Origin of the sequence: Pseudomonas borbori, from assembly GCF_900115555.1 — a bacterium.
Taxonomy (GTDB): Bacteria; Pseudomonadota; Gammaproteobacteria; order Pseudomonadales; family Pseudomonadaceae; genus Aquipseudomonas; species Aquipseudomonas borbori.
Map to the genome: position 1 here is coordinate 1 of NZ_FOWX01000048.1, position 18,193 is coordinate 18,193.

Here is an 18,193-nt window from a genome sequence, read left to right on the forward strand (position 1 = left end):
GATGCCGGTAGCCAATGGCAGGTGCACAGATCTCCCAGGGTAATTCGCGCGACCTTCCTGCTTATGCCTGTCGGATCTACGTCGCAGCGTTCCGTGCAAGTATCGGGCTTTGAAGATACTGGCCTTCTTACCCCGCTGCGCCGCCTCTATCCGCTTCCTGTTCGTCAGGCCAACATTTTGCCTTCGGCTTCCTTCAGATTCGCAGTCACCCACGACACCCTTGCCGTTCAGCTAACACTTCCCCTTGCCGGGTGTGTAGAGGACTTTCACCTCCAAGTCACCAGCGTGGCCACCACAGCCAAACTGGTTGCGCTTACGCGCAACGCGCCATGCCTGGCGCACCAGTAAAAAGCGGACAACCGGTCAAGGTTGTCCGCTGGCTTTCCGCGCAGAGCGCCTAGCGCATCAGTTGCTGCGAATCAGGTGATCGAAGGCGCTGAGTGAAGCCTTGGCCCCCTCGCCCACGGCGATGACGATCTGCTTGTAGGGCACTGTGGTGACGTCGCCGGCGGCGAAGATACCGGGCACATTGGTCGCGCCCTTGGAGTCGACGATGATTTCGCCACGCGGCGACAACTCGATCACGCCCTTGAGCCAATCGCTATTGGGCAGCAGACCGATCTGCACGAAGATGCCTTCCAGCTCGATGCTGTGCAGTTCCTCGCTGTTGCGATCCTGGTAGACCAGCGCCTTGACTTTCTGCCCATCGCCTTTGACCTCGGTGGTCAGCGCGCTCTTGATGGTAGTCACGTTGGTCAGGCTGCCCAGTTTCTTCTGCAACACCGCATCGGCACGCAACTGGCTGTCGAACTCGATCAGGGTGACGTGGGCGACGATGCCGGCCAGGTCGATGGCCGCCTCGACACCGGAGTTGCCACCACCGATCACCGCCACCCGCTTGCCCTTGAACAGCGGGCCGTCACAGTGCGGGCAGTAGGCCACGCCCTTGCCACGGTATTGCTGCTCGCCCGGCACGTTCATCTCCCGCCAACGCGCGCCGGTGGCGAGAATCAGGGTCTTGGCTTGCAGCGACGCGCCGCTGTCGAACTTCACCTCGTGCAGGCCACCGGCGTGCCGGGCCGGGATGATGGCGCTGGCACGCTGCAGATTCATGATGTCCACGTCGTACTGCTTGACGTGCTCCTCCAGGGCGCGGGCCAGCTTCGGCCCTTCGGTTTCCTGCACCGAGATGAAGTTCTCGATGGCCATGGTATCGAGCACCTGACCGCCGAAACGCTCGGCCGCCACCCCGGTGCGAATGCCTTTACGTGCGGCATAGATGGCCGCTGCGGCACCGGCCGGACCACCGCCGACCACCAGCACGTCGAAGGCGGCCTTGGCGTTGAGCTTGTCGGCATCGCGGGCAGCGGCGCTGGTGTCGATCTTGGCGATGATTTCTTCCACACCCATGCGACCCTGGCCAAACAGCTCGCCGTTCAGGTAGAGGCTCGGTACCGACATGATCTGCCGCGCTTCGACCTCCGCCTGAAACAGCGCGCCGTCGATGGCCACATGACGGATATTGGGGTTGAGCACCGCCATCAGGTTCAGCGCCTGGACCACGTCCGGGCAGTTCTGGCAGGACAGCGAATAGTAGGTCTCGAAATTGAATTCGCCTTCGATGCCCTTGATCTGTTCGATCACCTCTGCCGCGGTCCTGGATGGATGGCCACCGACCTGCAGCAACGCCAGCACCAGCGAGGTGAATTCGTGGCCCATGGGAATACCGGCAAAACGCAGGCTGATATTCGCCGCGGGGCGATTGAGCGAGAACGACGGCGTGCGACTGTCGCGGCCATCGGTCTTGAGGGTGATCTTGTCGGTCAGGCCGACAATCTCTTGCAGCAGGCCGAGCAGTTCGCGGGATTTGTCGCTGTCATCGAGGGACGCGACTATCTCGAACGGCTGGGTGACCTTCTCGAGGTAGGTCTTCAACTGGGCTTGCAGATTGGCGTCCAACATGGCGGAAGTCCTCAATGACAAAAATTCAGGGCAATAAAATGCCCGGACGGATCACGCCCGGGCATCGGGCACTAGAAGGACCGGTAATGGCCCTAACAGCGCAACAGCAATTTGCAAAACGGATTTAAGAGCGTCGCGAGCAAAGGCTAGGCAAGGCATGATCTGGCGAGGGCGCGGAGTGTACTGAAGTACATGACAAGCCCGAGCCTGATCACAACGCCGCCTAACCGAGCGCAGCAGCTCTTAAGCCGTTTTTAGATCTTGCCGACCAGATCCAGGGACGGAGCCAGGGTGGCTTCGCCTTCTTTCCACTTGGCCGGGCAGACTTCGCCCGGGTGAGCGGCGGTGTACTGAGCGGCTTGCAGCTTGCGCAGGGTTTCGGAGACGTCGCGGGCGATTTCGTTGGAGTGGATTTCCACGGTCTTGATCACGCCTTCCGGGTTGATCAGGAAGGTGCCACGCAGGGCCAGGCCTTCTTCCTCGATGTGCACACCGAAAGCACGGGTCAGCGCGTGGGTCGGGTCGCCGATCAGCGGGAACTGAGCCTTGCCCACGGCCGGGGAAATTTCGTGCCAGACTTTGTGCGAGAAATGGGTGTCGGTGGTGACGATGTACACCTCGGTACCGGCATCACGGAACGCGGCGTAGTTGTTGGCAGCGTCTTCGATCTCGGTCGGGCAGTTGAAGGTAAAGGCTGCCGGCATGAAGATCAGCACCGACCACTGGCCCTTCAGGGACTGCTCGGTAACTTCGATGAACTGGCCGTTGTGGAAAGCGTTGGCCTTGAACGGTTGAACCTGGGTATTGACGAGAGACATCTCTGATTCCTTGTGAGGGTTGAAAAAGCTACAGGGCGCATCTTAGCCACTTCAGCGCAGAATGCTTATTGATTGCCGCCATGGTATCGATTGATTTAGCCAATCGATACCCGCATTCATACCAGGGTCGGGTCTATCGTCAACACCAGTTTGCCATTGACCCGATTGCTCGCCAGTTCGGCAAAGGCCGTTTGTGCGTCGCCGATCGGGAAACTGCGCTGCAGTTGCGGCTTGAGCCGGCCTTCGGCAAACAGCGGCCACACCTGCTGTTGCAGGTCGCGCAGGAGATCGGCCTTGAACTGCTCGTCGCGGCTGCGCAGGGTCGAACCGATCAAGTGAATGCGCTTAGCCAGCAGCAAACCCAAATCCAGCTCGGCCTTGCGCCCGCCCATCAGACCGATATTCACCCAGCGCCCATCGAGCGCCAGCAACTCCAGGTTGAGCGCGGCGTAGCTGCCGCCGACCGGATCGAGGATCACATCGAAGGGCGCGAAATCGCGCAGGGCTTGCAGATTGTCAGCGCCGCGCAACACGCCGCCCTGGGCACCCAGGACTTCACAATAGGCCAGGCGCTCGGCCGAGCCGACACTGACCCAGCACGGGCTGCCAAATGCCTTGCACAACTGGATCGCCGCCGACCCCACACCACTGGCGCCGGCATGCAGCAGAACCTTTTCCCCCGGTTTCAAGCCGGCCAACTGGAACAGGTTGAGCCAGGCCGTGGCATACACCTCCGGCAAGGCGGCCGCCTCAAGCAGCGAGACGCCTTCGGGCACCGGCAGGGCGTGCCGCGCATCGATCACCACCTCCTCGGCCATGCCGCCACCGGCCAGCAACGCGCAAACCCGATCGCCGACCTTCCAGCCACTGCCGGCCCCGACCTCGCTGACCACGCCGGCACATTCCAGGCCCAATACATCGCTGGCCCCCGGCGGCGGCGGATACAGACCGGCGCATTGCAACAGGTCGGCCCGGTTCAGTCCGGCGGCGGCCACACGAATACGAATCTGTCCCACATCACAGGCCGGGGCGGGCTGCTGCGCCCACTCCACGCGCCCTTCAACGCCTTGCAATGCCTTCACGCTGCCTCCATAGTGCATTTGAACCCAGTCCGATTTTGAACGTCGGGCTTTTGCTTTGCGCCGATGGAACCTGGCGCCCTGATAGATGGCCTAATATGCGTTATCAATTGTCCCTACGTCGAGTCAGCATGAAGCGATCACTGCTTAGCACCCTCCTCGCCCTTAGCCTCGGCTTAAGTGCTTTGCCGTTGTCTGCCAAAACCACCAGTGCCGACCCGTGGGAATACTTGCAGCCGAATCGCGAGCAGGTCATCGCCAGCCTCAATGTCGTAGAACTGCTCAATCGGCACCATTACAACAAGCCGCCGCTCAACGACGAGCGCTCGGCGAAGATCTATCAGGGTTACCTGAAGATGCTCGACCCCTCGCGCAGCTACTTCACCGCGGCTGACATCGGCGAATTCGACCAGTGGCGCAACCAGTTCGACGACCTGCTGAAAAGCGGCAATCTGGAACCCGGCTTCCTTATCTACAAGCGCCACCTGGAGCGCCTGCAAAGCCGCTTGCAGTTTGCCCTGAGCATGCTCGAACAAGGCGTCGACAAGTTTGACTTCAGCGTCGACGAGAGCCTGCTGATCGACCGCGAAGAAGCCCCCTGGGCCAAGGATCTGGCCGAACTGGACGATCTATGGCGCAAACGCGTCAAAGACGAAGTGTTGCGTCTGAAGATCGCCGGCAAGGAACCCAAGGCGATTCAGGAACTGTTGATCAAGCGCTACAAGAATCAGCAGGCGCGCCTGCGCCAGACCCGCGGCGAGGATATATTCCAGGCCTACGTCAACGCTTTTGCCATGTCCTACGACCCGCACACCACCTACCTCTCCCCGGACAACGCGGAGAACTTCGACATCAATATGAGTCTGTCGCTGGAAGGCATTGGTGCGGTGCTGCAAAGCGACAACGAGCACGTCAAAGTCGTGCGCCTGGTACCCGCAGGCCCGGCCGACAAGAGCAAGCAGATTGCACCGGCGGACAAGATCATCGGCGTTGCCCAGGGCAACGACGAAATGGTCGACGTGATCGGCTGGCGTCTGGACGAAGTGGTCAAGCTGATCCGCGGCCCGAAAGGCTCACTGGTGCGCCTGGAAGTGATTCCGGCGAGCAACGCACCGAATGACGAGACCAGCAAGGTGGTCAACATCACCCGCGAAGCGGTCAAGCTGGAAGAGCAGGCCGCGAAGAAATCCGTGCTGCAACTCACTCACGAAGGCCGCGAGTACAAACTGGGCATCATCGAAATCCCCGCGTTCTATCTGGATTTCAAGGCCTTTCGCGCCGGCGATCCGGACTACAAAAGCACGACCCGCGACGTCAAACGCCTGATCACCGAACTCGAACAGGAAAAGGTCGACGGCGTGGTCATCGACCTGCGCAACAACGGCGGCGGCTCCCTGCAGGAAGCCACCGAACTGACCGGGCTGTTTATTGACCAGGGTCCCACCGTACTGGTGCGCAACAGCGACGGCCGGGTCGATGTGCTGGCCGATGAAAATACCGGCGTCTTCTACAAAGGCCCCTTGGCCGTACTGGTCAATCGCCTGTCCGCCTCGGCTTCGGAGATTTTCGCTGGCGCCATGCAGGACTATCACCGCGCGCTGATCCTCGGCGGCCAGACCTTCGGCAAAGGCACGGTACAGACCATCCAGCCGCTCAACCACGGTGAACTCAAGCTGACCCTGGCCAAGTTCTACCGCGTTTCCGGGCAGAGCACCCAGCATCAGGGCGTGATCCCGGACATCCAGTACCCCGACGTGATGGACACCAAGGACATCGGCGAAAGCGCCCTGCCCGAGGCGTTGCCATGGGACAGCATCAAGGCGGCGATCACCCCCGAACTGGATCCGATCAAGCCGTTCCTGGAAGAACTGCAGACTCGCTACGATAGCCGTACCGCGAAGAATCCGGACTTCACCTTTACCCGCGAGCGCCTCGCTCTGGCACAAAAGCTCATGGATGAAACCCGCGTCAGCCTTAACGAAGCCAAACGCCGTGCGCAACAGACCGAGATAGAAGCGCAGCAGTTGGTGATCGAGAACAGCCGCCGCAAAGCCAAGGGTGAAGACCTGCTCAGCGAACTGAAGAAAGAAGACGAAGACGCCGCTGCGGTCGAACCCGAAAAAACCAAACCGGAAGATGACGCTTTCCTCGCCGAAAGCGGGCATATCCTGCTGGACTTCCTGGGATTGAGTTCGCGCCTGGCCAAACAATGAGTTAGCGGCTTACGGCTGTCATCAAAGGGTCATCAATCTGTCGTGAAATGCAGGGGCTGATAGCGATATCAGCCCCTGCATTTTTTTCTGGATATCGAGACCCGTCATGACCGTCACCGAGCAACTGAGCGCGCTGAACCATATTCTCGCTCACGGCGACCTGCATAGTTTGTTTCAGCCGATCGTCAGCCTTTCCGAACGCCGCATCCTCGGTTACGAAGCACTGACCCGTGGCCCCTCCAACAGCCCGTTGCACTCGCCGATCAACCTGTTCGCCGTGGCACGCACTGCCGGGCGCTTGGGCGAGCTGGAAGTGGCCTGCCGCAAGAGCGCCTGCCGGCGCTTCAGCGAGCTGCAACTGCCGGGCAAGCTGTTCCTCAACGTATCCCCGGATTCCCTGCTGGAGCCTGGCCATCAACCCGGGCGCACCCTGCAACTGCTGCAAGCCTATGGCATCCCTCCCAGCCAGGTGGTGATCGAGCTGACCGAGCAGTCGCCCACCGAGGACTTCGCCCTCCTCGACACCGCCCTGCATCATTACCGCGCCATGGGCTTCTCAATTGCCCTGGACGACCTGGGTGCGGGCTATTCGAGCCTGCGCCTGTGGTCGGAACTGCGCCCGGATTACGTGAAAATAGACCGTCATTTCATCGACGGCATTCATCAGGATGCGGTCAAGCGCGAGTTCGTCGGCTCGATCCTGAAGATGGCCAAGGCGTCACGCGCCCAGGTGATCGCCGAAGGCATCGAGCTGGAAGAAGAGCTCGTCGTACTGGCGGAGATGGGCATCGACCTGCTGCAAGGCTATTTGCTCTGTCGCCCGCAGGAACAACCGCCATACGATGCCCACAAACTCATGCCGAAGTTCACCGGCAATGCCCTGACCTTGAGCGAAGAAGGCAGCAACCTCGGCGCCCTGCTCAACGAACAGCCTGCAGTAGCCCAACACACGCCGATCGCCGAGGTACTGGAAGCCTTCCGTGCCCAGGCCAATCTCAACTCCCTGGCCGTCGTCGATGAGTACGCAAAACCGGTCGGCATCGTCAACCGCCATGCACTGTCCGAAGCGCTGCTCAAACCCTTCGCCACCGACCTGTTCGCCCGCAAACCTATCAGTCGCCTGATGAGCCAAGACTTCCTCGCCGTCGAACTGAAGCAGTCGCTGCAGAAGGTCAGCCGCCTGCTCACCAGCCGTGCCCGCCAGCGCATCGAGGAAGACTTTATCATCACCCAAGACGGCGCCTACCTGGGGCTTGGCCGGGTGATCGACGTGCTCAAGTTGATCACCGAACTGAAGATCCAGCAGGCACGCCACGCCAATCCGCTGACCCTGCTGCCGGGCAATGTGCCCATCCAGCAATGCCTGACGCGCCTGCTGCAGCAAGCCCGCGAAGCGGTAATCTGCTATGTGGATATCGACAACTTCAAGCCGTTCAACGACCTCTACGGCTATGCCAAGGGCGACGAAGTGTTGCTGAGCCTGGCGCAATGCCTGGGTGAGCGGGTAGACCCCGCCCGCGACTTCGTCGGCCATATCGGCGGCGATGACTTCTTGCTGGTACTCGGTTCGCACGATTGGCGGGCCCGCCTCAATCGCCTGCGGGAAGACTTTCAAAGTCAATGTCGCCGCTTCTACAGCGACGAACACTTGCAAGCGGGTTGCCTGGTCGCTCACAGCCGGCACGGTCAGCGCCAGGAATTCGCCCTGCTCTCCCTGTCACTGGGCGTGGTGCACTTGCGCCCGGAACAGTGCGCACAACTGGACGCCAGCCAGCTCGCCGGCCTGGCTTCGGAGGCCAAGCGCCACGCCAAGGCGGTGCCCGGCTACAGCCTGCATATCATCGATACGCACAAGCTATCGGCGTAAGCCGATCGCACCACCCAATCGATCCCCGGGTCGGCGGATCACAAAACGGGCTTATAGAGCGGGTAACATAGCGCCCCGTATGCCCACTACAGCCCCAGTTCCCGCGCCCGCTGGACAAAGCGTGCCGCCTGCTCGGCATCGGCCGGCAAGCCCGGCCCACCCTCGCGGTACAGATCGGCCAGGCGCCGTGCCGCCAAGGGATGACCAGCCGCGGCCGCCAGCGTCCACCAGCGCGCCGCGTCGACAGCGTCGGGGGCTTGCCGGGTATCGCCCGCCAGGCTCAGTGCACCGAGCTGATAGGCGGCCTTGGCATCGCCTGCGATGGCAGCCAGGCGCAACAGACGCATGCCTTCTTCGCGGGCACCAAACCCCTGACCACGAAACAGCAGGATATGCCCATAGAAGCTCTGCGCGGCAACATCGCCCAGATTGGCCATACGCGCGAACTGCCCTTCCAGCCAGCGCCAACCGCGTGGCTGTTTGACCAACCACGACCAGTGGAACAGCCGCCGGGCCACGGCATAACCGATCCGCGCACGCAAACGCCAGAGCACCTAGAGTTCCTCGGGGTAATCGAACTCGAACACCCGCACCACTTCGGCCGCATGCCAGGACGCCGCCGCGACGCCGTCCGAAGCACCATTAAAACGGCCAAGACGCGTCACACAATCGAAAAACCCGGTTCGCGGCAGCCGGCTCGCGCCCTGGCTGATCACCAAGGCGCTACGCAGTGGCCGTTCGGCACGGGCATCCAGGATAGCCAGGTGCTCCAGCGCAGCCGTGAGCGTTTGCATCGCCGGGGTCGGCAGGGCCAAGCGCTCGACCAGCGCCCGATAGGTCAGCAGATGACGCTGGCGGCGGGCATCCTCCAACTCATCGAGCAAGGCCTGCCAATGCTGACGACTGATACTTACGCTCAAAGCGTCTCCTCCCAGCCTGAGATACCCAGCGCCCAGGCCAAGGCCCGCTTGATGGCGGCATCCGGCTGGCGTTCGGCACTTTCGATCATGCCCAGATAATGCGGACTGATCCCCACCGAGCGCGCCAGCTCTTGTAGCGACAAGCCCTTTGCTTCACGCAAACGCGTCAACTCGCTCAGCGCCGGCTTGACTGCTTCGGCAACCGCTTCCGGCGCTTGCGTAGCATGATCCGAGGCCTGCAACAAGGCCAGGTAATCGGCCCAGGGCAGAACCGCATATTCGGGTTCGCCATCCCGTGTGATTACTTGCACTTTCATTCTCGACTCTCCGTGGAAAGCAGTACCGATGACCTCAGAGGTTGTGAAAAAACCGAAGGCCGTCGCGAGGACGCCGTCGGGCGAGCGACACAAGGCGCGCTACGTGACAACGAGGGAGTTTGGCGAGCCAAATGACCGAAGTTTTTGCGTAGCGCAACGCAGTTGCAGCCGTCCGACGGTGGTCGCAGCAGGCAAGCGATTTTTTCACAACCTCTCAGCACCCTCCTTGCAGGTGGCTATGTTAACAGCCCGATACTGCAAAGGGCGTGACCTATACTGACTTGATGCTGTTAGGGCAATGTCCCGGGGGTATTTTGAGAACACTGACAATTCTTCTGCTGGGCTGCTGGAGCGCCATGAGCGGTGCAGAGGCATTGCGCTGGGGCTTCTCCCCGCTCGACGGCATGCCCTATGTCGAGGTGCATGATCATCAATTGCGTGGTGGCTTCACCCACCAACTCGGCACCTTGGTTGGCCAGCGCCTGGGCCTCGAATTACACTTCGTCGAGACCCCGAACAAGCGTATCGAAGAGTTCATTCAGCGCGGGCGCATTCATCTGATCTGCAACGCCAATCCGCAGTGGGTGGCCGAACCACAGCGCTATCGCTGGTCACCCAGGCTTTACCAGGAAGAAGACGTACTCCTCCTGCATCGCAGTGACGCGCCCGTGGCCGGCATGCAGGATCTGCATGGCAAAGTCCTCGGCACCCAACTCGGCTATATCTACAGCTTGCCGTTGATGGAGGCCTTCGCACGCCAGTTGGTGACGCGCCAGAATGTCCGCGACCTCGACAGCGGGCTGAACCTGCTGAGCAGGCAACGCCTGGATGCACTGATCGACATGCGTCGCCCCCTGACCTACAAGCTGGCCCAACGCCCGGAACTGCCCCTGCACATCAGTGACTGGGTGGTACAACGCTACGACTTGCATTGCATCTATGGCCAGCACCTGCCGCTCAGTGCCGAACGGCTGAATGAGGTGCTGCTCGAACTGCGCGACTCAGGGGAGATCGCCCGAATGCTCGATGGCCCCGGACAGTCTCCCCAGTAGCCCATCAGGACTTCGGCTTATCCAGCGCCACGCGCTGTCCATCCGGTAGGCGCTCGATAACCTCGAGCACCTCAGGCGCCTGGGCATCTCGCCAGGCACGAAATGCCGCCAGCTCATCGCGCCAAGTGCGCAGAACCCACGCCAGCACGGCCAAGTCATCGACAAAGCCCAGCACCGGCAACCAATCCGGCAGCCCATCCAGCGGAATGACGAAATACAGCAGCGCCGCCACTACCGCCAGTAACGCCTGCGAACCGATCTGACGATACTCACCGCGCAACCAGGCCAGACAGAGACCTTGCAGGAGCCGCAAATCCTCTTGCAAAGCGTTGAGGCGCACACCCTGTTTTGCGCTCTTGCGCGCCACCGCCAGCAACAGAGCGGGTAAGCGACCGCTACCTAAAAAACCCTGTGCCAAGCGCAGATAACCGGAAAAATTCCACGGCTGTTTCATGGGTAATCCTCGTCAACCCGCATGTCTGCTGGGCTCGCTTGGGTTATCCACTAAAGCTGTGGATAACCTTGTGAACAGATTCCCGAAGAACCGACCAAACGCCCAGCTCATGCGGCCTGGCTACAGATCGGACATTTTTTATCCAGCCAGTAAATTTGTTTTAAATCAATAACTTGAAATTTGCAAAGGGTTTTTAACGAAGCCCATGGCAACCTTGCGCACGAGCCGGATGAAATGTGCATAACCGTGACGCCAGAATTGCACTAGAGTCATTTTTCCGACCCGGCAGTCAGCCCCAAATTCGTTTTGCCAGCAGCAAAAACGACAACGCCCCGTCGAAACGGGGCGTTATCTGTAACCCTGGCAGCCTGGCGAACCCGGGACCGCCCCGGGCTCGCCAAACGCACTATCAGCGCTTACTGCTCGGCACCGGCAGCCTTGATTTCCAGCAGCTCCAACTCGAACACCAGCACCGAGTTGGCCGGGATCGCCGGAGTCGGGCTCTGCTCGCCGTAGGCCAGCTCGCTCGGGATATAGAGCTTGTACTTCTCGCCGACATGCATCAGTTGCAGGCCTTCGACCCACCCCGGAATCACACCGCTGACAGGCAGTTCGATCGGGCTACCGCGCTCGATCGAACTGTCGAACACGCTGCCGTCGGTCAATTTACCTTCATAGTGCACGCTCACCACGTCGGTGGCTTTCGGCTGCTCGCCTTCGGCTTTTTTCAGCACTTCGTACTGCAAACCGGATTCGGTGGTGACCACTCCTTCACGCTTGCCATTCTCTTCGAGGAATTTCTTGCCGGCCTTGACCGCCTCCTCGTTCATGGCAGCCATGCGCTCTTCGGCACGCTTCTGCAAGAACGCGAAAGCCTCGACCAGTTCATCGTCTTTCAGGCGCTGCTCTTTCTTGCCGATGGCATCTTCTATGCCCTGGGCCACGGCTTTCGAGTCAAGGTCATCCATACCCTCCTGCGCCAGGCTCTTGCCCATGTTCAGGCCGATACCGTAGGAGGCTTTCTGCGCCGGAGTTTCCAGGCTGACTTCCTTGGTTTGCGAATCGCAACCCGCGAGAACCAAGCCAACCAGGGCGACCGCCGCCGCTAAACGATGCTGTTTCATGCTTATTCCTTGTTCGGTAAGCGGGTCTGTTCCCGTTTCATTCGCGCGGCCGTGAATGAAACGGGAACAGACCCTGGGGCAATCGAGTGAAGGCGCGAGCTTAGCAGGCTGCCGCAATCACTGGCTACCAGGATACGAACCAGGAAATGCGTATAAGTTCAGGTATTTAAGGTGATTTTCAGAGGAGTACAGCGAATATTTCGGAAGGGATATAGCAGAGATGGAGCGAGGTAAAAAATGGCGCAGCGGACGGGACTCGAACCCGCGACCCCCGGCGTGACAGGCCGGTATTCTAACCGACTGAACTACCGCTGCGCGTAACTCCTAAAGCGAGTTGGTGGGTGATGACGGGATCGAACCGCCGACCCTCTGCTTGTAAGGCAGATGCTCTCCCAGCTGAGCTAATCACCCTTCACTCTCGAAGTGGGGCGCATTCTAGACAGCCGCCCCCACCTTGGCAAGCACTGATTTAAAAATTTTTTATCGACGTGCCAAAGGCTTACACAGGGTTGGCCTGAGACGCCGAGGAAGGGAATAATGCGCGCCTTGCGTCGACGGGAATGCCGCGAGAAGCGCCCTGAACCATAAGCCTCTCACGGTATTCCCGCCTCCCTCACCCGTCGCTGCGCGCCACCTTCTCCCTGGGGAGAAGGACATTTGGATGGCGTCGCTTCGCGACTTTCACGCTTATGGAGAATCACCCCTCATGTGGTTTCGCAACCTGCTGGTTTATCGCCTCACCCAAAACATCCCCTTCGATGTCGAGGCACTCGAAGCCGCACTGGCCGCCAAACCGGCGCGCCCCTGCGCCAGCCAGGAGTTGACCACCTATGGCTTCATCGCCCCCTTCGGCAAAGGCGGCGATGCGCCACTGGTGCATGCCAGCGACGATTTCCTGCTGATCGCGGCGCGCAAGGAGGAGCGCATCCTGCCGGGCAGCGTGGTGCGCGACGCCCTGAAGGAGAAAGTCGACGAGATCGAAGCCGAGCAGATGCGCAAGGTCTACAAGAAGGAGCGCGACCAACTCAAGGACGACATCGTGCAGACCTTCCTGCCACGGGCCTTTATCCGCAAGTCGGCAACCTTTGCCGCCATCGCCCCGAAACAGGGTCTGATTCTGGTCGATGCCTCCAGCCCGAAGCGTGCCGAAGACCTGCTCTCCACCCTGCGTGAAGCCATCGGTTCGCTGCCGGTACGCCCACTGACGGTGAAGATCGCTCCCGGCGCCACCATGACCGAATGGGTCAAGACCCAGAAAGCCGCCGACGACTTCCATGTGCTCGACGAATGCGAGCTGCGCGACACCCACGAAGATGGCGGCGTGGTGCGCTGCAAACGCCAGGACCTGACCGGCGACGAAATCCAGCTGCACATGACCTCGGGCAAACAGGTCACCCAACTGTCCCTGGCCTGGCAGGACAAGCTGTCGTTCATGCTCGACGACAAACTGGTGATCAAGCGCCTGCGTTTCGAGGATCTGCTGCAGGATCAGGCCGAACAGGATGGCGGCGACGACGCCCTCGGCCAACAGGACGCCAGCTTCACCCTGATGATGCTGACCTTCGTCGACTTCCTCCCGGCGCTGTTCGAAGCCCTGGGCGGCGAAGAGACGCCCCAGGGCATCTAGAGGCAGCTTAAAAGCACAGCGAGTGACGACCGGGCAAGGCGAAACCAACAGGAAAAGCACAGTGTACGAGTGAGTTTTTTCGGTTGACTGCAACGCCGCACTGGCCAGTGCGCATTGCTCGCCACTAAGTGCGCGGCCAAGCGCGCTGTTCAGGATGTGGCACAACCTGTCCGGCCCGCTACTGGCGACCCTCTATGGTCGCCCGGGCCAGGACGCCAGCAAACACCTGAAACAATCCGACGGCCTGCGTTGACCCGCAGAGGCTTGCCCTGCCACGCCAGCCGTGCAAAATAGTGCACAGCATGAGGACGACCTCAGCCCTTTCGAGTGACCCGATCCAGGGGACGACCCCTACCTTTGACGTTTCTGATGGAGTCACCATGTCCTGGATCATTCTGCTGTTCGCCGGCCTGTTCGAAGTGGGTTGGGCCGTTGGCTTGAAATACACCGATGGCTTCTCCCGACCGTTGCCTACCCTACTTACCGTTGCGGCGATGATCGTCAGCCTGGCCCTGCTCGGTCTGGCCATAAAGGAATTGCCGCTGGGCACTGCCTACGCAATCTGGACGGGCGTCGGCGCAGTCGGCACGGTAATCGCCGGCATCGTCCTGTTCGGCGAATCCATGGCGCTAATCCGCCTGGCCAGCATAGCTCTGACCCTCTGCGGTCTGCTCGGTCTGAAACTCAGCCACTGAGAGCCTGATTTCAATACGACGTGGCCACGCAAACAGCCGCCGAGACAAGCCGGAGACTCGACAGTATTGCGACCAAAGCCGCGGCATGCCCGGCCTGGATAACCGGCGAGGGATCCCGCAGCAGACCTGCGCCGCCTACAGTCACACCTGCAACAGACGTTCGCGCAGCTTGTGGATCTCATCGCGCAGCTGCGCGGCGGCCTCGAACTCCAGGTCGCGGGCCAGCTGGTACATCTTCTCTTCCAACTGACGGATACGCTTGGCGATTTCGCTCGGCGAACGCAATTCGTTCTCGTAACGCGCGCTTTCTTCCGCCGCCTGGGCCATGCCCTTGCGTTTCTTGCTGCGCGAGCCCGGTACCGTGGCGCCTTCGAGGATGTCCTGGACGTCCTTGAACACGCCCTTGGGGGTGATGCCATTGGCGGCATTGAAGGCGATCTGCTTGTTACGCCGGCGCTCGGTCTCGCCGATGGCGCGCTCCATCGAGCCGGTCATGCGGTCGGCATAGAGAATCGCCCGACCGTTGAGATTGCGCGCGGCGCGGCCGATGGTCTGGATCAGCGAGCGCTCGCTGCGCAGGAAGCCCTCCTTGTCGGCATCGAGAATCGCCACCAGCGACACCTCCGGCATGTCCAGACCTTCGCGCAGCAGGTTGATGCCCACCAGCACATCGAAGGCGCCGATACGCAGGTCGCGGATGATCTCGACCCGCTCCACCGTATCGATATCCGAGTGCAGGTAACGCACCTTGACCCCGTGGTCGGCCAGGTAATCGGTGAGATCCTCGGCCATGCGCTTGGTCAGGGTGGTAACCAGCACCCGTTCGCCCAGCGCCACGCGCTTGTTGATTTCCGAGAGCAGGTCGTCGACCTGGGTCAGCGCCGGACGCACCTCGATCTGCGGATCGACCAGGCCGGTCGGCCGCACCACCTGTTCGATCACCCGCCCGGCGTGCTCGGCCTCGTAGGGCCCCGGGGTGGCCGAGACGAAAATGGTCTGCGGACTGGCCGCCTCCCACTCCTCGAAGCGCATCGGCCGGTTGTCCAGCGCCGAGGGCAAGCGGAAGCCGTACTCGACCAGGGTTTCCTTGCGCGAGCGGTCGCCCTTGTACATGGCGCCGACCTGCGGCACCGACACGTGGGACTCGTCGATCACCAGCAGCGCCTCGTCCGGCAGGTAGTCGTAGAGGGTCGGTGGCGGCTCGCCCGGCCCGCGCCCGGACAGGTAGCGCGAGTAGTTCTCGATGCCGTTGCAATAACCCAGTTCGAGGATCATCTCCAGGTCGAAACGGGTGCGTTGCTCCAGGCGCTGGGCCTCGACCAGCTTGTTGCTGCTGCGCAGGTAGTCCAGACGCTCGGCCAGCTCGACCTTGATCCGGTCCACCGCCTCCAGCAGCACTTCGCGCGGGGTGACGTAGTGGCTCTTGGGGTAGAAGGTGAAACGCGGCAGCTTGCGGATCACCTCACCGGTCAAGGGATCGAAGGCCGACAGGCTCTCCACCTCGTCATCGAACAGTTCGACGCGCACGGCCTCCAGCTCCGACTCCGCTGGGAACACATCGATCACGTCGCCACGCACGCGGAAGCTGGCGCGGGCAAAATCCATATCGTTGCGCGTGTACTGCAAATCGGCCAGGCGGCGCAGCAGTTCACGCTGATCCAGCTTGTCGCCGCGATCGACGTGCAGCACCATCTTCAGGTAGGTCTCGGGGCTGCCCAGGCCGTAGATGCACGACACAGTGGTGACGATGATCGCGTCCGGCCGCTCCAGCAGCGCCTTGGTCGCCGACAGGCGCATCTGTTCGATGTGATCGTTGATCGAGGCGTCCTTCTCGATAAAGGTATCGGACGACGGCACATAGGCTTCGGGCTGGTAGTAGTCGTAATAGGAGACGAAGTACTCCACGGCGTTGTTCGGGAAGAAGCTCTTGAACTCGCCGTACAGTTGCGCGGCCAGGGTCTTGTTTGGCGCCAGCACCAGAGTCGGCCGCTGGATCTGGGCGATCACGTTGGCGATGCTGAAGGTCTTGCCCGAACCGGTCACGCCGAGCAGGGTCTGGTGCGACAGCCCCGCCTCCAAGCCTTCCACCATCTGCCGAATGGCCTCCGGCTGATCGCCGGCAGGCTGGAAACGGGTGACAAGTTGGAACTTGGACATGACTAACCTCGACAAACGACTGTGACGCGATCTGAAAGCGTACGTCAAAACAGTTGAAATGCGTGTACCCGCTGTCGCGACACACGTTATGGGTTCGTTATACTACCGGCCCACTTACGCAACCCCTAGCGGGGCATTGCAGACATTCACCCCTCTTCCTCCGAGCTGCCGCATCCATGAGTCTGTTCTCTGCCGTCGAAATGGCTCCGCGCGACCCCATCCTGGGCCTCAACGAAGCATTCAACGCCGATACCCGCCCCACCAAAGTCAACCTCGGCGTTGGCGTGTACACCAATGAAGATGGGCGAATTCCGCTGATGCGGGCGGTGGAGGAAGCAGAAAATGCGCTGACTGCCACCCATGCGCCGCGTGGCTACCTGCCGATCGAGGGCATCGCCGCCTACGACCAGGCCGTGCAGACCCTGCTGTTCGGCGCCGGCTCGCCCCTGGCGCAAGAAGGCCGAGTGATCACCGCCCAGGCCCTGGGCGGCACCGGCGCCTTGAAAATCGGTGCGGACTTCCTCAAGCGCCTGCTCCCCGATGCCGCCGTGGCCATCAGCGACCCGAGCTGGGAAAACCACCGCGCCCTGTTCGAAGCCGCCGGCTTCCCGGTGCGCAACTACCGCTATTACGATGCCTTCAGCAACGGCGTCAACCGTGGCGGCCTGTTCGAAGACCTGAAAAACCTGCCCGCCCGCTCGATCGTGGTGCTGCACGCCTGCTGCCACAACCCGACCGGCGTCGACCTGGGCATGGACGACTGGCAGGCCATTCTCGAAATCATTCGTGAGCGCGAGCATGTACCCTTCCTCGACATCGCCTACCAAGGCTTTGGCGACGGCATCGAGGAAGACGCCGCGGCCGTGCGCCTGTTCGCCGAATCCGGCTTGACCTTCTTCGTCTCCAGCTCCTTCTCCAAGTCGTTCTCGCTGTATGGCGAACGGGTCGGTGCGCTGTCCATCGTCACCGGTTCGCAAGATGAGACCGGCCGGGTGCTGTCGCAACTCAAGCGAGTGATCCGCACCAACTACTCGAACCCGCCGACCCATGGCGCCAGCGTCGTCGCGGCAGTACTCAACACGCCCGAGCTGCGGGCCATGTGGGAAGCCGAACTGGGCGAAATGCGCGAACGCATCCGCAGCATGCGCCTGGCCATGGTCGAACAGTTGACGGCCCTGGGCGCCAAACGCGACTTCAGCTTCGTCGCCCAGCAACGCGGCATGTTCTCCTACTCGGGTCTCACCACCGAACAGGTCGAGCGCCTGAAAAACGAGTTCGGCATCTACGCCGTCGGCACTGGGCGCATCTGCGTCGCGGCGCTGAACCAGCGCAATTTGCCGGCCGTGACCCAGGCCATCGCCCAGGTCCTCTGAACCGCTCAGGGGAAGTCCACAACACTTGACTTCCCCTTCCTAATCAGTAGGATACGCACCGTTGTTCCGCGATAGCTCAGTCGGTAGAGCAAATGACTGTTAATCATTGGGTCCCAGGTTCGAGTCCTGGTCGCGGAGCCAAATTCGAGAACCCGGCCATCCAGCCGGGTTTTTTATTGCCTGCGGACTCTCACCGGGACTGCGTCCCAGGTTATTCGCCAAGACTCACCCCTCCGGGGCCGCGCTAAAGCGCGTTCAGCTGTGCTGTCGAGTCCTGGTCGCGGAGCCAAATTCAAGAACCCGGCCATCCAGCCGGGTTTTTTATTTTTGCCTGCCGGACAACGCCAGGCTTGTGGGAGGGGCTTTAGCCGCGATTGATTTTGAGGACGCTGGAATATCGCGACTAAAGCCCCTCCCACGGACCGCGACAGATGACTTGTATGGGGATTCCATGCGCACTTGGACACCCAGTCCACGAACACTTGGACAGCGATTCCACGCTGACTTGGACACTCATTCCACGGCCCCTTGGACA

At 61.2% G+C, this 18,193-nt stretch carries 16 protein-coding genes, 3 tRNA genes and 1 pseudogene; 9 read left to right on the forward strand and 11 right to left on the reverse strand.

What is annotated here, in order from left to right; all coding sequences use genetic code 11:
* On the forward strand, positions 1 to 348 hold a 348-nt coding region (locus BM315_RS24870; protein ID WP_212632993.1), incomplete at its 5' end, for a hypothetical protein.
* Positions 349 to 405: 57 nt separating this feature from the next.
* On the opposite strand, the gene ahpF is transcribed toward BM315_RS24870, so the two are convergent.
* From ahpF to BM315_RS22340, 3 genes are all read right to left on the reverse strand, one after another.
* Positions 406 to 1,962, reverse strand: a complete 1,557-nt coding sequence (gene ahpF, locus BM315_RS22330) for an alkyl hydroperoxide reductase subunit F (protein ID WP_090505688.1) — start codon at positions 1,960 to 1,962, stop codon at positions 406 to 408.
* Between the two features lie 254 nt (positions 1,963 to 2,216).
* A complete protein-coding gene (ahpC, locus tag BM315_RS22335) occupies positions 2,217 to 2,780 on the reverse strand; it encodes an alkyl hydroperoxide reductase subunit C (protein WP_090505689.1) in 564 nt (187 codons plus the stop codon).
* A 116-nt stretch (positions 2,781 to 2,896) separates the two neighbouring features.
* A complete protein-coding gene (locus BM315_RS22340) occupies positions 2,897 to 3,862 on the reverse strand; it encodes an NAD(P)H-quinone oxidoreductase (RefSeq protein WP_090505691.1) in 966 nt (321 codons plus the stop codon).
* 128 nt (positions 3,863 to 3,990) lie between these two features.
* Between BM315_RS22340 and BM315_RS22345 the strand changes: the two genes are divergently transcribed.
* Both BM315_RS22345 and BM315_RS22350 read left to right on the forward strand, forming a co-directional pair.
* Entirely contained in the window at positions 3,991 to 6,072 is a 2,082-nt protein-coding gene (locus BM315_RS22345; RefSeq protein WP_090505693.1) for a carboxy terminal-processing peptidase, read from the forward strand.
* Between the two features lie 106 nt (positions 6,073 to 6,178).
* Entirely contained in the window at positions 6,179 to 7,939 is a 1,761-nt protein-coding gene (locus BM315_RS22350; RefSeq protein ID WP_090505695.1) for a bifunctional diguanylate cyclase/phosphodiesterase, read from the forward strand.
* A gap of 86 nt (positions 7,940 to 8,025) precedes the next feature.
* Here BM315_RS22350 and BM315_RS22355 read toward each other — a convergent pair whose 3' ends face one another.
* The 3 genes from BM315_RS22355 to BM315_RS22365 are packed head-to-tail and all read right to left on the reverse strand — an operon-like array spanning position 8,026 to position 9,176.
* The gene (locus BM315_RS22355) at positions 8,026 to 8,493 is read right to left on the reverse strand and encodes an SEL1-like repeat protein (RefSeq protein WP_090505697.1); all 468 of its coding nucleotides are present in this window, start codon (positions 8,491 to 8,493) and stop codon (positions 8,026 to 8,028) included.
* The gene (locus tag BM315_RS22360; protein ID WP_090505699.1) at positions 8,494 to 8,859 is read right to left on the reverse strand and encodes a hypothetical protein; all 366 of its coding nucleotides are present in this window, start codon (positions 8,857 to 8,859) and stop codon (positions 8,494 to 8,496) included.
* Positions 8,856 to 9,176, reverse strand: a complete 321-nt coding sequence (locus BM315_RS22365; RefSeq protein ID WP_090505701.1) for a helix-turn-helix domain-containing protein — start codon at positions 9,174 to 9,176, stop codon at positions 8,856 to 8,858. Before BM315_RS22365 ends, BM315_RS22360 begins: the two co-directional genes overlap by 4 nt.
* 356 nt (positions 9,177 to 9,532) lie before the next feature.
* Between BM315_RS22365 and BM315_RS22370 the strand changes: the two genes are divergently transcribed.
* Positions 9,533 to 10,228 (forward strand): substrate-binding periplasmic protein, encoded by a 696-nt coding sequence (locus BM315_RS22370; protein ID WP_244527359.1) that lies wholly within the window; start codon positions 9,533 to 9,535, stop codon positions 10,226 to 10,228.
* 4 nt (positions 10,229 to 10,232) lie between these two features.
* Here the strand turns inward: BM315_RS22370 and BM315_RS22375 are convergent, their stop codons facing one another.
* From BM315_RS22375 to BM315_RS22390, 4 genes are all read right to left on the reverse strand, one after another.
* Positions 10,233 to 10,682: a YkvA family protein gene (locus tag BM315_RS22375; RefSeq protein ID WP_090505703.1), complete on the reverse strand. Its 450-nt coding sequence runs from the start codon at positions 10,680 to 10,682 to the stop codon at positions 10,233 to 10,235.
* 416 nt (positions 10,683 to 11,098) lie between these two features.
* Complete coding sequence (bamJ, locus tag BM315_RS22380; RefSeq protein WP_090505705.1) at positions 11,099 to 11,806, reverse strand: BamJ family beta-barrel-assembly machinery protein; 708 nt, start codon at positions 11,804 to 11,806, stop codon at positions 11,099 to 11,101.
* Positions 11,807 to 12,044: 238 nt separating this feature from the next.
* A tRNA-Asp gene (locus BM315_RS22385) sits at positions 12,045 to 12,121 on the reverse strand.
* A 20-nt stretch (positions 12,122 to 12,141) separates the two neighbouring features.
* Positions 12,142 to 12,217: transfer RNA gene (locus tag BM315_RS22390), tRNA-Val, on the reverse strand.
* Positions 12,218 to 12,512: 295 nt separating this feature from the next.
* On the opposite strand from BM315_RS22390, the gene rdgC reads away from it, so the two are divergent.
* From rdgC to sugE, 3 genes and pseudogenes are all read left to right on the forward strand, one after another.
* Complete coding sequence (gene rdgC / locus BM315_RS22395) at positions 12,513 to 13,433, forward strand: recombination-associated protein RdgC (protein ID WP_090505707.1); 921 nt, start codon at positions 12,513 to 12,515, stop codon at positions 13,431 to 13,433.
* A 94-nt stretch (positions 13,434 to 13,527) separates the two neighbouring features.
* Positions 13,528 to 13,686, forward strand: a pseudogene (locus BM315_RS25135) (bile acid:sodium symporter family protein); the annotation flags it as partial.
* Positions 13,687 to 13,813: 127 nt separating this feature from the next.
* Complete coding sequence (gene sugE, locus BM315_RS22400; RefSeq protein ID WP_090505709.1) at positions 13,814 to 14,128, forward strand: quaternary ammonium compound efflux SMR transporter SugE; 315 nt, start codon at positions 13,814 to 13,816, stop codon at positions 14,126 to 14,128.
* Between the two features lie 141 nt (positions 14,129 to 14,269).
* Here the strand turns inward: sugE and uvrB are convergent, their stop codons facing one another.
* Entirely contained in the window at positions 14,270 to 16,285 is a 2,016-nt protein-coding gene (gene uvrB, locus BM315_RS22405) for an excinuclease ABC subunit UvrB (RefSeq protein ID WP_090505711.1), read from the reverse strand.
* 176 nt (positions 16,286 to 16,461) lie between these two features.
* On the opposite strand from uvrB, the gene BM315_RS22410 reads away from it, so the two are divergent.
* Positions 16,462 to 17,658, forward strand: coding sequence for an amino acid aminotransferase (locus BM315_RS22410; protein ID WP_090505713.1), 1,197 nt, complete (start codon positions 16,462 to 16,464; stop codon positions 17,656 to 17,658).
* A gap of 65 nt (positions 17,659 to 17,723) precedes the next feature.
* Positions 17,724 to 17,799, forward strand: a tRNA-Asn gene (locus BM315_RS22415).
* Positions 17,800 to 18,193 lie beyond the last annotated feature (394 nt).

Coding starts and splice junctions, on each gene's coding strand:
- ahpF (WP_090505688.1), bottom strand. CDS start 1,962: ATGTTGGACGCCAATCTGCAAGCCCAGTTGAAGACCTACCTCGAGAAG.
- ahpC (WP_090505689.1), bottom strand. CDS start 2,780: ATGTCTCTCGTCAATACCCAGGTTCAACCGTTCAAGGCCAACGCTTTC.
- BM315_RS22345 (WP_090505693.1), top strand. CDS start 3,991: ATGAAGCGATCACTGCTTAGCACCCTCCTCGCCCTTAGCCTCGGCTTA.
- BM315_RS22350 (WP_090505695.1), top strand. CDS start 6,179: ATGACCGTCACCGAGCAACTGAGCGCGCTGAACCATATTCTCGCTCAC.
- BM315_RS22365 (WP_090505701.1), bottom strand. CDS start 9,176: ATGAAAGTGCAAGTAATCACACGGGATGGCGAACCCGAATATGCGGTT.
- BM315_RS22370 (WP_244527359.1), top strand. CDS start 9,533: ATGAGCGGTGCAGAGGCATTGCGCTGGGGCTTCTCCCCGCTCGACGGC.
- BM315_RS22375 (WP_090505703.1), bottom strand. CDS start 10,682: ATGAAACAGCCGTGGAATTTTTCCGGTTATCTGCGCTTGGCACAGGGT.
- bamJ (WP_090505705.1), bottom strand. CDS start 11,806: ATGAAACAGCATCGTTTAGCGGCGGCGGTCGCCCTGGTTGGCTTGGTT.
- rdgC (WP_090505707.1), top strand. CDS start 12,513: ATGTGGTTTCGCAACCTGCTGGTTTATCGCCTCACCCAAAACATCCCC.
- sugE (WP_090505709.1), top strand. CDS start 13,814: ATGTCCTGGATCATTCTGCTGTTCGCCGGCCTGTTCGAAGTGGGTTGG.
- uvrB (WP_090505711.1), bottom strand. CDS start 16,285: ATGTCCAAGTTCCAACTTGTCACCCGTTTCCAGCCTGCCGGCGATCAG.
- BM315_RS22410 (WP_090505713.1), top strand. CDS start 16,462: ATGAGTCTGTTCTCTGCCGTCGAAATGGCTCCGCGCGACCCCATCCTG.